The organism is Shewanella frigidimarina (assembly GCF_003797125.1).
Taxonomy (GTDB): domain Bacteria; phylum Pseudomonadota; class Gammaproteobacteria; order Enterobacterales; family Shewanellaceae; genus Shewanella; species Shewanella frigidimarina.
The window spans coordinates 130,616-145,903 of the sequence record NZ_RKKE01000006.1; the positions used below are offsets into that span (position 1 = coordinate 130,616).

Sequence of the window (15,288 nt, forward strand, 5' to 3'; positions counted from 1 at the left end):
AGACAATGAAATCAATGGTAATTATGTTTAGGCATGCACCATTGGGTACCACCAGTACCCGCGAAGGGCTGGACTTTGCCATGCTCAGTGCCAGCTTTGAACAAGAAGTGAGTATTATATTTACCAATGAAGCGGTATTACATTTATTAGCAGGCCAAACACCTGAGCAAGCAGGATCTAAAGATTATGTAGCGGCGTTTAAAGCGCTATCTCTTTACGATATTGATACCGTGTTGGTTTGTGCCCAATCAATGCAAACATTAGGAATGCAGCCCAATGACCTCAGTATTACAGCGACGGTGGCGACTCCAGAGGTTATTACTCAAACCCTGCAAGCCGCTGATGAGGTGTTAGTATTTTGATATTACATCATATCCAAACATCAGTAATGGCTGACAATGCCTTAAGTACGTGCCTACGCTATATTCACCCTACAGACAGTATTTTATTGTCTAGCGATGCAGTGAATTGTTTATTACAAACCCAGTGGCAACAAGCTTTAGCAGACGTAAAGCTGTTTGTGCTACAAGATGATGTTGTCGCTAGGGGTTTATTTGATCGCTTGATGATTATTTTAGCCAGTGAAGCTGCGGGCTCTTTTGATATTATTGATTATTCACAATTTGTTGAACAATCTTTGTTACACGAGAAGGTAATAACTTGGTAAACTTTTTTGAATTTAATGGCCAACAAATTGAAACCGATCATCAAGGCTATTTAAAAAATGTTAATGATTGGCAAGAACCTATGGCCGCTGTGATTGCCGCCACTGAGAACATTGAGTTAACCGAGCAACACTGGGAAGTTATCCGTTTTGTGCGTGATTTTTATCTGGAGTACAAAACCAGTCCTGCTATACGTGTGCTGGTCAAAGCTATCGGTCAACGTTTAGGAGCGGATAAAGGTAACTCTAAATACTTATATACCTTGTTTCCGATTGGCCCTGCAAAACAAGCAACTAAAATTGCAGGGTTACCCAAACCGGCAAAATGTTTATAACTGATTAGTACTGACAAAAAAGCCCGCTTAAGATAACTTAAGCGGGCTTTTTAAATGGCTAACCTTGACTGAGGTTATTTTGGAAATATATTTTCTATCACTATAAATGCTGCTTGAGCTAGTTGAACAATTACCAACAAAATAAAAAAGAAGATAACTGATAAATAGATAAGCCTACGATTATCACGCCGACTTGAACCCATTGCTGGTTGTACCAACCCTTATAAATATGTGATCAACTCAAACTGAGTGACACAATTTCCAATACAACGTAGAAGTAAATATGTGTTGCGATACGGTAACACCGTTAACACGATTTACGGATTACGAGGTTACTCAACGCGCTATAACATACAGGTTTTTTAGAACGACGAAGGTCTAAAGCTCTATCTTGTACAAGACTGACAATTAACACCTTAGCCACACTCAGAATGGACCGCGGCTAGGACTCTATCAATTGGCCAATCATATTAGCCAATCACATTAACCAATCAGGCTTAAACCGCCCATGTATGGACGTAAAGCTTCAGGTACTGTGATGGTGCCATCTTGATTTTGATAGTTTTCAATTACGGCTACTAACGTACGGCCAACCGCTAAACCTGAACCATTTAAGGTGTGCAGTAAAGCAGGTTTGTTATCTGCTTTGCTACGATATCTAGCTTGCATTCTACGCGCCTGGAAATCTTTCATGTTTGAACATGATGAAATTTCACGGTAGGTATTTTGCGCAGGTAACCACACTTCTATATCAAAGGTTTTACTTGAGCCAAAGCCCATATCACCGGTACATAGCACCATAGTGCGGTACGGTAAGTTAAGTAACTGTAATACTTTTTCAGCATGCGAGGTAATTTCTTCCAATGCTTGCATTGAATGATCTGGATGAGCAATTTGCACTAACTCTACTTTGTCGAATTGATGCTGACGGATCAAACCACGAGTATCACGACCATAAGAGCCCGCTTCACTGCGGAAACATGACGTTAACGCCGTCATTTTCATCGGAAGTTCAGTTTCATCCACAATCATATCGCGCACATAGTTAGTTAATGGCACTTCTGCAGTTGGAATAAGTGATAAACCTTGGCCTTCTTCGGTGGCCGGTTTAGTGTGGAATAAATCTTCACCAAACTTAGGTAATTGACCTGTGCCTAATAAGCTTTCTTCGTTAACCAATAACGGTACGTATGTTTCTGTATAGCCATGTTCAGTGGTGTGTAGGTCTAACATAAACTGACCTAATGCACGATTTAAACGGGCAATTTGACCACGCATGATAATAAAACGTGAACCGGTAATTTTAACCGCGCTTTTAAAATCTAATCCGCCTAGTGCTTCGCCTAGATCTAAGTGATCTTTCACTTCAAAGTCGAATACTTTTGGGGTGCCCCAACGACGTACTTCAACATTGTCGTTTTCATCAGCACCTACGGGAGCCGATTCGTCAGGCAAATTTGGCATGCTCATGGCGATGCTATTGATCTGTTGCAACAACTCAGCAAGCTCAGCTTTCTTTGCATCTAGCTGTGCACCTAAATCACCCACTTGCGCCATAATGGAACTGGTATCTTCACCGCGTGCTTTAGCTTGACCAATCGACTTAGAGATTGCGTTACGCGATGCTTGCAAGTCTTCTGTAGCAACTTGTAGCGATTTACGCTTTTCTTCAAGTTTGGTCAAATTATCGACATCAAGAATAAAGCCACGAGTGGCTAAACGCTCGGCAGTAATTTCCAGTTCATTACGCAAAAATTTTGGATCTAGCATGTTGTGAGTTCTTTTTAGTTAAACACGTGAAAATATAAGCTGTTGACCTAAATACACCATAAAGAGGCATAAGGTGACATTCAACAACACATTTAAAATAGCTTTATGCCATAAACCTTCTTGCAATAGCAGTAAGGTTTCATTCGAAAAAGTCGAAAACGTCGTTAATGCGCCTAATAGACCAATGCCAATAAGCGCTTTAATTTCAGGGCTAATATGACTCAATTGCCCTAGCGCATAAACGGCGCCCATTAAAAACGATCCCAATAAATTGACTAACAGTGTACCAAAAGGAAAACTGGTTCCAAATACCTGGATCATAAAAATTGAAAGAAGATAGCGTAAAACTGCACCAATTGACCCACCTAATGCCACCAACAACACATTAGTCATAGCGTTTGTCCTCGCTTTGTTGATCAAGTTGGTTTAATTGGGCCAATTTATCTTGAATGCGTTTTTCAAAACCTCTGTTCGTGGGTTGATAAAATTGACTGTGTTGCAGTGATTCTGGAAAGTAATTTTCGCCCGCAGCATAAGCACCAGGTTCATTATGTGCATAACGATATTCTTTGCCAAAGCCGATGTCTTTCATCAGTTTGGTTGGCGCATTACGCAGATGGTTAGGCACAGGCTCGTGTCCGGTTTGTTTGGCTAACTCGCGAGCAGCACCAAATGCACTATAAACAGCATTACTTTTAGGGGCACTGGCTAAATACAATACGGCTTGTGCTATCGCTCGCTCACCTTCAGCAGGGCCAATGCGGTGATAACAATCCCAGGCATTAAGCGCAACGGTCATGGCTACGGGGTCGGCATTTCCAATGTCTTCTGAGGCAATTGCTAATAAACGGCGGGCAACATATAAGGCATCGCCGCCACCTTCTAAAATACGGCAATACCAATACAAAGCGGCATCGGGCGCTGAGCCCCGTACAGACTTATGTACTGCTGAAATTAAATCGTAAAATTGATCGCCATTTTTATCGTAACCCGCAGCTTGGTGTCCGGCAACTTGCGTCAGCATCTCGGTGGTAAACGCGCCAGCATCTGCCACTAAATCGCTCATTAACTCAAGCAAATTAAGCGCTTTACGTGCGTCACCATCACTTATGTCGGCCAATTGCTTGGCTACATCGGCAGGTAATATTAATTGGCGTTTACCCAAACCACGTTCAACATCGGCTAAAGCTTGAGTGACAATTAAGTTAATTTCGTCAGAGCTCAGGCGATTAATAAGGTAAACACGCGCACGCGACAATAATGCGTTATTGATTTCAAATGAGGGGTTTTCGGTGGTGGCACCGATAAAAATAACTGTGCCGTCTTCAATAAAAGGTAAAAATGCATCTTGCTGGCTTTTATTAAAACGATGAACTTCGTCGACAAATAATAAAGTTCGTTGACCGCGACTTTGGGCAATGGCTTTAGCTTGTTCTATAGCGGCACGAATGTCCTTTACGCCAGATGTTACCGCAGAAATACGTTCAACATGGGCGTTGGCATAATGGGCAATTAACTCAGCTAATGTGGTTTTTCCCGTACCGGGTGGGCCCCACAGCAACATCGAGTGTGCACGGTTTGCCTCTAGTGCCTTACGCAGAGGTTTACCTTCACCTAATAAATGTACCTGGCCAATGTATTCGCTAATGTCCCTTGGACGCATACGAGCAGCCAAGGGGCGAAAGTCTGGGGCAAAATCAAAACCTAAATTAGCCATAAAACGTCTTAGTTAGCTTGCTTTAAACGTTGATCGTCGATATCAACGTTATCAGGCACGGCAAACTTAAATATGTTTGCTTCGTTGTCTTTCACTTTACGTTGTTGAGTTAACGCAAATTGACTTAGGTTGCCTTGCTCGTCAGTTAAGTTAAATTTCACTAACTGGCTAGCTTCAAAACACACACTCACGGCAACAACATTGCTGTTAAGTTTTTTAGGTTGAATATCAAAACAGGTTGATTTTCCGCTTACGGCACGCTTAGTGACCGAATACTTAGCCCATGTGGCTTCGTCTCGATGCACTAACAAGGCCATAGGAGATGCATCAACGGCTTGAGCAACATCCATCACAGTCACTTCTTCCGCAAAAGGATTATAAATCCATAAATTAGCGCCATCAGCCACAATTAATGATTCGTCTGGCTGAGTTAAATGCCAGTAAAATTGATTCGGATACGCAAGTGCGAACACCCCGCTTCCAGTTTGAATAGGCTTACTGTTAATGTCAGTCACTTGCTGGGAAAATGTCGCATGCAAGCTATCAATATTAGATAGCTTAGCGCGTAATTCGGTTGCGTCATCGGCCATTGCGGCAGCGCTGCTTAAACTTGTGGCTAGTAATAGGCTTAATACTGTAATACGTTTATTCATCATCATTCCTATTATGTTCTCGGTGGTGGCGGAGCCAACACTTCACGATTACCGTTGTGGCCTTGGGCTGTCACAATACCTTGGCTTTCCATCATTTCAATAATGCGGGCGGCGCGATTGTAACCAATTTTAAATTTACGTTGTACGCTAGAAATTGAGCCGCGGCGAGTTTCGGTAACAAATGCTACCGCGTCATCATATAACGCATCCAACTCTTCTTCACTATCGGAGGTTTCACCCGGTAATAATACTTGTTCACCATCGGTAGCACCATTAAGAATTTCTTCAATATATTGTGGCTTACCACGAGCACACCAATCGGCTACAACTTTATGCACTTCATGATCATCAATAAACGCACCATGAACACGGTTGGGTAAACCAGTTCCAGGAGGTAAATACAACATATCACCCATGCCTAACAAGGTTTCTGCGCCTTGCTGATCAAGAATGGTACGAGAGTCAATTCGTGACGACACTTGGAACGCAATACGGGTTGGAATGTTAGCTTTAATCAAGCCTGTGATCACATCAACCGATGGACGCTGAGTCGCTAATATTAAGTGAATACCTGCCGCACGTGCTTTTTGCGCGATACGAGCAATAAGTTCTTCAACTTTCTTACCGACAATCATGATCATGTCAGCAAATTCATCGACGACTACAACAATAGAGGGCAGTTTTTCTAATGGTGGCGCATCGTCTAACATGCTTTCTGACGACTTCCATAATGGATCTGGAATGTACTCCCCTTTGGCGGCGGCTTCTTTAATTTTAAAGTTATAGCCTTTAAGGTTACGTACACCTAATGCCGACATTAATTTATATCGACGTTCCATTTCACCCACACACCAGCGCAGTGCATTGGCCGCTTCTTTCATGTCGGTAACCACTTCACACAATAAATGTGGAATACCTTCATACACCGACAATTCGAGCATCTTAGGGTCAATCATAATAAAGCGGACATCATCTGGGCCCGATTTATACAACAAACTGGTGATCATGGCATTCACACCGACCGATTTACCTGAACCCGTTGTACCGGCAACTAATAAATGCGGCATTTTGCCTAAATCAACGACCACCGGCTCACCGGCAATGTCTTGTCCTAACACCATAGACAATGTCGACTTGCTGTCTTTAAACGCAGCAGAATCGAGTACATCGCGCATAAACACCGTTTCACGGAACTTGTTCGGTAATTCTAAGCCTACATAAGCTTTACCAGGAATCACTTCAACCACACGCACGTTTTCAGATAATAATGAACGGGCTAAATCTTTTGATAAATTGGTGATTTTAGACGCTTTAACCCCTGGAGCTAATTCAAGCTCAAAACGAGTAATCACAGGTCCAGGATATACCCCTACTACATTGGCGATAATGTTAAAGTCGGCCAGCTTTGTTTCAACCAATCGAGCGACTTGCTGCAATTCAGCTTCACTGATGGGATTTTTCTTACGATCAGGAACATCAAGTAAGGTAATGCTCGGTAGCGGATCCATTTTTTGACGAGCTTGTTGAGGATTTTGACCATCAATTATTACAACACCATCAACAATTCGGACATCTTTTTTCGGCTTTTGCTGTGCAACTAATGCCCCTGTTGAATGAGGCTTATTAAATGCTTCTTCAAAAGGCTCATCTGCGATATCGAGATTATTAATTGCAGGGCTATCATTAACGCCATCATTGTCGTCATCAATATCAAAATCGACATCATCTTTTGTCGCAACCCAAGGTGCAAAAGATGTGTCGTCATTATCGAGTTGCATCGACGGCTCTTGGCGATCATCTATATCAAGTTCATCGTCATCAATGTCTGAGACGATAATATCTTCAACAGGTTTAGCCTTGCGACTAAAGAAACTGCGTTTTTTCTCAACAATAGGTGGCGTCTCTATGGTTGGCTTGGTATGAATTGGTATTTCGACTGCCGCTTTGCTCTGTTTATCCAGCGAGGGCTCATTTTGAAGATCAATTTCATTACGGCGTTGGGTAAACTTATCCACTAATGACATAAAACCTTTGGTATCTTCGGTCTCACGTTCACGTTTAAATACTTGAGGTAATGTCCATATTTTTTTGGCTAACCAGATAGAACCTAAACCCGTTAACTCAATAATGGTTAACCAACTCACACCTGTCGCTAAGGTGAAGCCTGCACCAATAAAACACATTAATAGTAATGTGGTGCCGAGCTTATTAAAATACGGCAGCATGGCCTGACCAATTACGTCACCAGCAACGCCACCAGCTGAAAACACAAACATATTGTCGGCATTCATACTGACCAGTGCAGCTAACGCCAGCAACATCAGAATAAAGCCGATAATTCTTAGGCCAACAGAAAAATAATCGATTTCGAACACTCGATGCGCGCGATTAAAAATAAACCAGCCTGTTGTGGCTATCATCATGGGAATTAAAAAAGCGATAAAACCAAAGAAATAAAACAGCACATCTGCTGTCCAAGCGCCTACAGCACCAGTCCAGTTATGAATTTCACCTTGGAAATGCGACTGACTCCAGCCAGGATCACTTGGATTGAAACTGGACAATGCCAATAGAATATACGTTGCAACCATGCAACATAATATAAGGCCACCTTCAAGCAGCCGTTGTAGGCCACTGAGTGTTTTAAGACTATTTTCCTGAGTCAAACGAAAGCATCCATAAAAAAGTGAAAAATAAGGGTTAAGATAACAGAATATCACTGTATTTGCAGTGATTATGCACCTTGAATTAACCAAGCTCAATCGATTGTTATGTCGAATTAATCAAGAAACATAAAAGCATGGATGAAGCTAATCAAGATGATGATTTTATATACAAAAAATGTTTGATTAACGAAAAAGATGAACATAGGCAACGACAGTCATCTATAATTCATCATTCTGGCTGCAAAAACTGGATAAGAGATAAATCTCGCGGGGTTAGCCTAGGTTATATAACGCAACCTTGTTGGTTTGTTTAACCTCTTCCATTACTACATAAGTACGAGTGTCTGAAATAGAGGGTAGTTTCAGCAAGGTTTCACCTAATAATCGTCGATATGCAGACATATCTGACACTCTGGTCTTTAATAGGTAGTCAAAATCACCAGAGACTAAATGGCATTCTTGGATATCATCAAGCAATTGAACTGCACGGTTAAAGCGGTCAAAAATGTCTGGCGTGTCGCGATTTAGAGTGATCTCAACAAAGACTAATAAAGAAGCACCGAGAAAATGCGGATTAACCAACGCAGTGTAACCACTAATAAAACCTTGTTTCTCAAGCCTTTTAACTCTTTCCAAACATGGTGTAGGACTTAAGCCAACTCGTTTAGATAGTTCAACATTTGAAATGCGTCCGTCCTGTTGAAGTTCATTTAAGATATTACGATCAATACGGTCCAAATCTTTCACTGAAAAGCTTTTACTATTTACCATATATTCAACCTTGTTTTGTCCTTAAAACAATACTTCTGTCTATTAATTATCGAAATTCAGCAACATAATCTGCTAAAGCAGCACTATACTAGAGTCACCTGAAATAAGCACGTTCAGGTCACAATTAATAACAACTATACCCACTTGAAGTGGGGTTTTTTATGTCAATCGAGGCTCAAATAATGATTATTGGTGTTCCAACAGAAATCAAAAACCACGAATACCGTGTAGGCATGGTCCCTTCAAGCGTACGTGAATTAACCATAAAAGGTCACGTTGTTTATGTTCAATCAGATGCGGGTGTGGGTATTGGTTTTACCGATCAAGACTATATTGATGCGGGCGCCTCGATTTTAGCTACAGCAGCTGAAGTGTTTGCTAAATCAGACATGATTGTAAAAGTTAAAGAGCCACAAGCAGTTGAACGTGCAATGTTACGTCACGACCAGATTTTATTCACTTACTTGCACCTTGCACCAGATTTGCCACAAACTGAAGAATTAATCACCAGTGGCGCTGTTTGTATTGCTTACGAAACAGTCACTGATGACCGCGGCGGATTACCATTACTTGCCCCAATGTCAGAAGTTGCTGGCCGCATGTCAATCCAAGCAGGTGCTCGCGCACTTGAAAAATCATTAGGCGGCCGTGGTATGTTGCTTGGTGGTGTTCCAGGTGTTGAGCCAGCTAAAGTGGTCATCATTGGTGGCGGTATGGTTGGTACAAACGCAGCGCAAATGGCTGTTGGTATGGGGGCTGATGTTGTTGTTTTGGATCGCAGTATCGATGCATTACGTCGTCTAAATGTTCAATTTGGTTCAGCGGTTAAAGCTATTTACTCAACAGCTGATGCTATTGAGCGCCACGTATTAGAAGCTGACCTTGTTATTGGCGGTGTATTAGTTCCAGGTGCTGCAGCACCAAAATTAATCACTCGTGACATGGTTAAGCGCATGAAACCTGGTAGTGCAATTGTTGACGTTGCAATTGACCAAGGTGGTTGTGTTGAAACATCGCACGCTACCACTCACCAAGACCCAACTTACATTGTTGATGACGTAGTGCATTATTGTGTGGCTAACATGCCAGGTGCAGTAGCGCGTACTTCTACGTTTGCATTAAACAATGCAACACTACCTTACATTATCAAGTTAGCGAACCAAGGCTACAAACAAGCATTATTAAATGACAAACATTTATTAAATGGCTTAAACGTAATACACGGTAAAGTCGTCTGTAAAGAAGTGGCTGAAGCGTTGAACCTTGAGTTCACTGAACCAAAAAGCATGCTTGCTTAAATGAGTAAGTAATTGAATTTATTTAATTCAATAAAAATGCCGCATTAATATATGCGGCATTTTTTATGTTTATTAAGCGAATCTCAAACACTATTATCAAAAACTAATATCCAAAACTAATATTAAAATATACGAGATTGTTTCGCCAATAAATCAAAGAAGTCATTTTTCGGCATAGGTTTATAAAAATAATACCCTTGCACCGCTTCTATATTCTGTTTTTTGATGAAATTTAATTCAACTTCAGTTTCAACACCTTCAGCGACAATTGACAGATCTAATGCCCGGCTCATACTGACAATAGCTTCAATCAACGCTTCATGTCGCGCACCCAATGAAATTTTCTGGATAAAGGATTTATCAATTTTAACTTGATCCACTGGGAAGTTTGCCAAATACGATAAAGATGAATAACCAGTACCAAAATCATCTACTGAAATTTGCATTCCACGATGCCGAAGTTCTGTTAATAATTGGCTAATCGATGATTGTTGTTTCATCATTAATGATTCGGTGATCTCTAAAGTGATCAACTGATACGGGATCTCGCCGCCACCTAGCGCTTCTGAAATGTTATCAAAATAGTTTAAAAAGCGTTGTTGTAGATCGGTCGTCCAAAATTCAATCGTCGATACATTAATGGCAAAAGGAATCGCGTAACCGCTTTTTTGCAATGCGATGATACTGGTTAACGCTTGCGTTCTCACCCACTCACCTATTTGAACTATTAAACCCGACTCTTCTGCAATAGGAATAAACTCATCTGGCGAAATAAATTGACCATCATGTATCCAGCGCAATAACACTTCTGCTTTAATGATTTGGCCACTAAACGGATTTACAATAGGTTGATAATATAATTCAAATTCATTTTGGCTCAATGCAGATTTAAGGTGTAAGTATAACTCAGCATGTCTTTCAGCATCTTTTTGGATCTGCTGATTAAAAAACTGCAAACAATTACGACCTCGAGATTTTGCATTGTACATAGCTTGTGTGGCGTAATTTAGTATTTGTTCCACATTATCAGCATCGTGTGGATATCGAGCGAGGCCAGTACTCATGGATAACATGACATCTTGACCGCCAACAATAAAAAGTTTTTTCAATTCATTCGTTAGATCATCAAAAAGACTAATTAATGACTCGGTACACATTTTACCCGGTAACACTAATGCAAATTCATCGGCAGCAATACGTGCAATAAGGACATTATCAGGAATGACACTCAGTAAACGCTGTGCGACAAATTTCAATACAAGGTCACCATTATCATGCCCGAGGGTGTCGTTAATTTGTTTAAAATGGTCGATGTCCATCAACATCAAGCTAAAGTCTTGCTTACAACCGTCCACGCTGTCTTCTGAATCTATCATTGCTTGTAGACTTTCAAACAAGTATTTACGGTTCGACAATCCGGTAAGTTGATCATAGTTGGATTGAAAGTTAATCATTTTTTCAGCGTTTTTACGTGCGGAAATATCGGTAATTAACCATGCAAAACAATTCTGTTGCGTAAAACTATCCCTAATAACGGTCACATTAAGCGAGATATCAATAATATCATTGTCAGTTTTAAGACCTTTTAACTCCCCTTGCCAAGGGTGTCCGCGATTTAAATGTTCAAATAAGTCTGCTACTACATTTTGTTGGGAATGACTCAAAAAGCGATTAACATCAAATAATTTAAGATTGGCGTAATAGGTAGACGTTAAGGATTTAAAAATTGGATTGGCTGATAATACCGAGTTGTCTTCACTGGTAATAACTAACGCAATGGGCAAGCTGTTAAATATTTTGCTACTTAACCGTTGAATATGCATTCCACGGCTTCGTTCAATGGCTAAACTGGCCAAACGTGCCGCTTCTTGTATTAGGTGTAAATCTTGCTCCGACGGCGATTTAATCGTGTCATAGTACATGGCAAAAGTACCGAGTACATTTTGATTACTGTCTTTTATTGGTTCAGACCAACACGCTTTCAATCCGGCTTTTAAAGGTAATGCTTTAAAGGCTTTCCAATTAGGATGATGTTCAATGTCTTCAACAATGACTCTTTCACAAGTATATGCGGCGGCGCCACAAGAGCCCACATCAACGCCAATCTCGATGCCGTTAATCGCATTGTTATATTCTTCAGGAAGATTGGGAGCCGCACCCGAGAATAACCGTTTACCGTCATCACTCAATAAAAGCACTGATGCACGAGTACCAATTTTTTGTGCTTCTATCAATAATACTAAGGCATGAAGCATTTCGCCTAATGGTAGGCCCTGCAATACCATATCGAGTATTGTACTGTATCGCTCGATACTCGATTCACGAAAATCATGTTGGTCTGTTTTTTCTATGAATTTATTGATATGCGGTCCTATATCCATAACGCTCCATTATTACGGCGAATGCTTAAAAATAGATATTTTTAATATGAATAAGATTATGCATTTGTGAGAACTTAATCAATGTCTTAACGTAAATTAATTCAAAACACTCAGTTTAACGAGCAAAAATTATCCATAAATAAAAACAGTGCAAATAAATGCACTGTTTTTATGTTACTCACCATCAATTTAATGAATATAAAAATTGGTATTAATTGAATAATTATTCGCTAATGCGTTCCATCTTTGCAAGATAGAAACCATCGAAGCCGCGTTCCGAAACCAGAATGTTCTCATCTTCAATAAGCTTGAATTGTGGATTGTCTGCAAGAAATGCATCAATTTGATCTCGATTTTCTTCTGGCATGATTGAACAAGTCGCATAGATTAATATTCCGCCGACTTTAACCATACGGCTGTAGCTTTGCAAAATATGCTTCTGCAATTCAACCAACACAGGCAAACGCTCAGGAGTATCACGCCACTTTGAATCTGGATTGCGTTTTAGCACACCAAGTCCAGAACAAGGTACATCTAATAGCACACGGTCAGCGGTTAATTTTAAGCGTTTAATGGTTTTTGAACTGGCAATAATCCGCGTTTCAACGTTATGGGCACCTGCACGTTTAGCGCGAGTTTTAAGATTATCCAGTTTCCATTGCTCAATATCCATCGCGAGCAAACGGCCCTTACCTTGCATTTGTGCCGCAATATGCAAGGTTTTACCGCCCGCACCTGCACAAGCATCAACAACACGCATACCTGGTTTTGCATCAACAGCATTAGCAACTAATTGTGAACCAGCGTCTTGCTGTTCAAACCAACCGTCTTTAAATGCATCGGTACGAAATAATGCTGAGTCTGAAGTGACCTCAATAGCAGAAGCCACATCGCTTACTTCTATTGCCGTTACGCCTTCTTTTTTAAGTCTTTCAATAAGGGCGTCGCGATTACATTTCAGTTCATTAACGCGTAAATAGCGTTTTGGTTGCTCTGCCAGTGCCGCACGTTCAGCAGGCCACTTGTCACCCAATTGTGCTTGACCAAGCTCATTTAGCCACTCAGGACAACCATCCCATAATACAGGGTCTGTTTTGGCTTGTTCTAGATTAGCCTCAAATGCTGCTTGCTCTAGTTGCAATGAATACTGCATTTTAGGTAAATCTAAGCCATGAAATACATGCCAGCCGTTAAGTAATTTTGACCCTAAACGATCAAATTCTTCTGGTTTAATATCAACAAGAAAACAATATAAGTTTAAACGACGTAAAATATCGCCGGTGACTTGCGTGATCCGCGCTTGCTCTGATGGGTTAAGCGTTAAACCAGAAAAATGCTCTGAATAAGCTCTATCTAATGGTTTTCCTCGGGTTAACACCATGGTTAGCACATTTAAGACTAACTCTGATGAACTGCCTGACAACGGATAAGTCAACATGGGGGCTCTCTATCTAATATAACGATCAATTTAAAAACGTGCTGATCATAGGGATTAAAGCTGTTGATAGCAAGGCCATATCAGCCTTTACTCCTCACTTTGGAAGCATAAAAGAGTCAATCATTCTATGTTTATAGATTTTCTGTGAATGACCTTTTGTAACATCACCCGACCTTAATACGTTGAAGCCAACACTTGCCCTTTCACAACTGTGTGATGTTATGTTCACTAATGCAAAACATAAAAAAGCGGCCCGAAAGCCGCTGATGATTTAGTGCAATGTATCTGTAATCAAAACCAGATTACATTCTTGAGCCTTTAGCGCCATAGAATAAAATAAACGCATAACACACAACTGGTAAAATAAACGCCACTTGCAAGCCCATATTATCGGCCATCACACCCTGTAATAACGGTACAATTGCGCCGCCAACAATGGCTAAACATAATATGCCGCTACCTTGTGAGGTGTGTGGACCTAAATCTCGCAATGCTAAGCTAAAGATAGTTGGGAACATAATCGAATTAAACAATCCAACTGCCAAAATTGACCACATGGCCACAGCGCCAGTACTGTTCATTGCCACTAACACCAGTGCTGCGGCAACAAAAGCGTTAAACGCTAACATGTTACCTGCTGGGATTTTTTGCATAATCACAGAACCGACAAAACGGCCTATCATCGCCCCGCCCCAATAGTAGGTGATATATTTAGCGGCTTCTGCTTCTTGTAAACCGGCAACTTGTTCTTCGCCTAAGAAGTTGACTAAAAAGCTACCAATAGAGACTTCAGCGCCAACATAAACAAAAATACCGACAGCACCCAACACTAAATGCATGCTTTGTAAGGCACTGGTTTTACCATTATGCGTTATCACACCAGTAGCAGAATCATCGCTGTGTTCAGCAATGGTAGGTAAATTGAGTTTGGAAAAAATTAATGCGAGTAAGCCTAACATTGCAGCCAGAATAAGGTATGGAAGCTTTACCACTTCAGCTTCTGATTGTGCTTGGCTTAAGCCTTCTACCGCACCAGATGCAACAGACAATATCAATACAGCACCAAAGAAAGGAGCTACAGTCGTCCCTAATGCATTAAATGCTTGGGTTAGGTTTAAACGACTTGATGCGGTTTCAACTGAGCCCAACGCATTGACATAAGGGTTTGCCGCCACTTGTAAAATGGTGATCCCAGACGCCAATACAAACAGTGCACCTAGGAATAATCCATAAGTTGCAAACGCTGCAGCCGGGTAAAATAACAAACACCCGATACAAGCAATGACGAGCCCAGTGACGATACCTTTTTGATAACCTAATTTTTTGACTAACTTACCTGCTGGTAATGAGACTAAAAAGTACGCCCCAAAGAAACAAAACTGGATCAACATTGCTTCGGTGTAATTGAGTGAGAACACCGCTTTTAAATGTGGGATGAGAATATCATTTAAACAGGTAATAAATCCCCACATGAAAAACAGTGAAGTCAATGACACTAGAGCAAAGCGATAACTACCGCTGTCACCTGTCACTGTTGTTTGTTGAGTACTTTGCATTGATGAAGCCATAGAGTGGTCTCTTCTTGTTAATTATTG

13 protein-coding genes are annotated in these 15,288 nt (G+C 40.9%); 4 read left to right on the forward strand and 9 right to left on the reverse strand.

Features of this window, described 5'->3' with window-relative positions:
* Positions 1-5: 5 nt before the first annotated feature.
* The 3 genes from tusC to EGC86_RS16670 are packed head-to-tail and all read left to right on the forward strand — an operon-like array spanning position 6 to position 999.
* Complete coding sequence (tusC, locus tag EGC86_RS16660; protein ID WP_123778290.1) at positions 6-362, forward strand: sulfurtransferase complex subunit TusC; 357 nt, start codon at positions 6-8, stop codon at positions 360-362.
* Positions 359-667, forward strand: coding sequence for a sulfurtransferase complex subunit TusB (gene tusB, locus EGC86_RS16665; protein WP_123778291.1), 309 nt, complete (start codon positions 359-361; stop codon positions 665-667). Before tusC ends, tusB begins: the two co-directional genes overlap by 4 nt.
* Complete coding sequence (locus EGC86_RS16670; protein ID WP_123778292.1) at positions 661-999, forward strand: TusE/DsrC/DsvC family sulfur relay protein; 339 nt, start codon at positions 661-663, stop codon at positions 997-999. Before tusB ends, EGC86_RS16670 begins: the two co-directional genes overlap by 7 nt.
* A 483-nt stretch (positions 1,000-1,482) precedes the next feature.
* Here the strand turns inward: EGC86_RS16670 and serS are convergent, their stop codons facing one another.
* The 6 genes from serS to lrp all read right to left on the reverse strand — a co-directional run bounded on the left by serS (position 1,483) and on the right by lrp (position 8,576).
* Positions 1,483-2,769 (reverse strand): serine--tRNA ligase, encoded by a 1,287-nt coding sequence (gene serS / locus EGC86_RS16675; RefSeq protein ID WP_123778293.1) that lies wholly within the window; start codon positions 2,767-2,769, stop codon positions 1,483-1,485.
* Between the two features lie 18 nt (positions 2,770-2,787).
* Positions 2,788-3,162 (reverse strand): fluoride efflux transporter CrcB, encoded by a 375-nt coding sequence (crcB, locus tag EGC86_RS16680; RefSeq protein ID WP_102037154.1) that lies wholly within the window; start codon positions 3,160-3,162, stop codon positions 2,788-2,790.
* Positions 3,155-4,486: a replication-associated recombination protein A gene (locus tag EGC86_RS16685; RefSeq protein WP_123778294.1), complete on the reverse strand. Its 1,332-nt coding sequence runs from the start codon at positions 4,484-4,486 to the stop codon at positions 3,155-3,157. The genes crcB and EGC86_RS16685 overlap by 8 nt, the downstream gene beginning before the upstream one ends.
* A gap of 8 nt (positions 4,487-4,494) precedes the next feature.
* On the reverse strand, positions 4,495-5,139 hold the full coding sequence (gene lolA, locus EGC86_RS16690; protein ID WP_011637262.1) for an outer membrane lipoprotein periplasmic chaperone LolA: 645 nt from the start codon (positions 5,137-5,139) through the stop codon (positions 4,495-4,497).
* Positions 5,140-5,150: 11 nt separating this feature from the next.
* Positions 5,151-7,805 carry a DNA translocase FtsK gene (locus tag EGC86_RS16695; protein WP_123778295.1) on the reverse strand — a complete coding sequence of 885 codons (2,655 nt, stop codon included), beginning with the start codon at positions 7,803-7,805 and terminating at the stop codon, positions 5,151-5,153.
* Positions 7,806-8,078: 273 nt separating this feature from the next.
* Entirely contained in the window at positions 8,079-8,576 is a 498-nt protein-coding gene (gene lrp, locus EGC86_RS16700) for a leucine-responsive transcriptional regulator Lrp (RefSeq protein ID WP_011637260.1), read from the reverse strand.
* A gap of 182 nt (positions 8,577-8,758) precedes the next feature.
* Here lrp and ald point away from each other — a divergent pair, with 182 nt between their 5' ends.
* Positions 8,759-9,874: an alanine dehydrogenase gene (gene ald / locus EGC86_RS16705; RefSeq protein ID WP_123778366.1), complete on the forward strand. Its 1,116-nt coding sequence runs from the start codon at positions 8,759-8,761 to the stop codon at positions 9,872-9,874.
* Between the two features lie 122 nt (positions 9,875-9,996).
* Here ald and EGC86_RS16710 read toward each other — a convergent pair whose 3' ends face one another.
* The 3 genes from EGC86_RS16710 to EGC86_RS16720 all read right to left on the reverse strand — a co-directional run bounded on the left by EGC86_RS16710 (position 9,997) and on the right by EGC86_RS16720 (position 15,261).
* On the reverse strand, positions 9,997-12,255 hold the full coding sequence (locus EGC86_RS16710) for a sensor domain-containing phosphodiesterase (protein ID WP_123778296.1): 2,259 nt from the start codon (positions 12,253-12,255) through the stop codon (positions 9,997-9,999).
* A 223-nt stretch (positions 12,256-12,478) separates the two neighbouring features.
* On the reverse strand, positions 12,479-13,693 hold the full coding sequence (locus EGC86_RS16715; RefSeq protein WP_123778297.1) for an RsmB/NOP family class I SAM-dependent RNA methyltransferase: 1,215 nt from the start codon (positions 13,691-13,693) through the stop codon (positions 12,479-12,481).
* A 302-nt stretch (positions 13,694-13,995) separates the two neighbouring features.
* Positions 13,996-15,261, reverse strand: coding sequence for a sugar MFS transporter (locus EGC86_RS16720; RefSeq protein ID WP_123778298.1), 1,266 nt, complete (start codon positions 15,259-15,261; stop codon positions 13,996-13,998).
* Between the last annotated feature and the right edge of the window lie 27 nt (positions 15,262-15,288).

Excerpts from the sequence above, each read along its gene's own strand:
- ald (WP_123778366.1), top strand. The coding sequence starts at position 8,759 with ATGATTATTGGTGTTCCAACAGAAATCAAAAACCACGAATACCGTGTA.
- EGC86_RS16685 (WP_123778294.1), bottom strand. The coding sequence starts at position 4,486 with ATGGCTAATTTAGGTTTTGATTTTGCCCCAGACTTTCGCCCCTTGGCT.
- EGC86_RS16710 (WP_123778296.1), bottom strand. The coding sequence starts at position 12,255 with ATGGATATAGGACCGCATATCAATAAATTCATAGAAAAAACAGACCAA.
- serS (WP_123778293.1), bottom strand. The coding sequence starts at position 2,769 with ATGCTAGATCCAAAATTTTTGCGTAATGAACTGGAAATTACTGCCGAG.
- lrp (WP_011637260.1), bottom strand. The coding sequence starts at position 8,576 with ATGGTAAATAGTAAAAGCTTTTCAGTGAAAGATTTGGACCGTATTGAT.
- lolA (WP_011637262.1), bottom strand. The coding sequence starts at position 5,139 with ATGAATAAACGTATTACAGTATTAAGCCTATTACTAGCCACAAGTTTA.
- tusC (WP_123778290.1), top strand. The coding sequence starts at position 6 with ATGAAATCAATGGTAATTATGTTTAGGCATGCACCATTGGGTACCACC.
- EGC86_RS16720 (WP_123778298.1), bottom strand. The coding sequence starts at position 15,261 with ATGGCTTCATCAATGCAAAGTACTCAACAAACAACAGTGACAGGTGAC.
- EGC86_RS16715 (WP_123778297.1), bottom strand. The coding sequence starts at position 13,693 with ATGTTGACTTATCCGTTGTCAGGCAGTTCATCAGAGTTAGTCTTAAAT.
- crcB (WP_102037154.1), bottom strand. The coding sequence starts at position 3,162 with ATGACTAATGTGTTGTTGGTGGCATTAGGTGGGTCAATTGGTGCAGTT.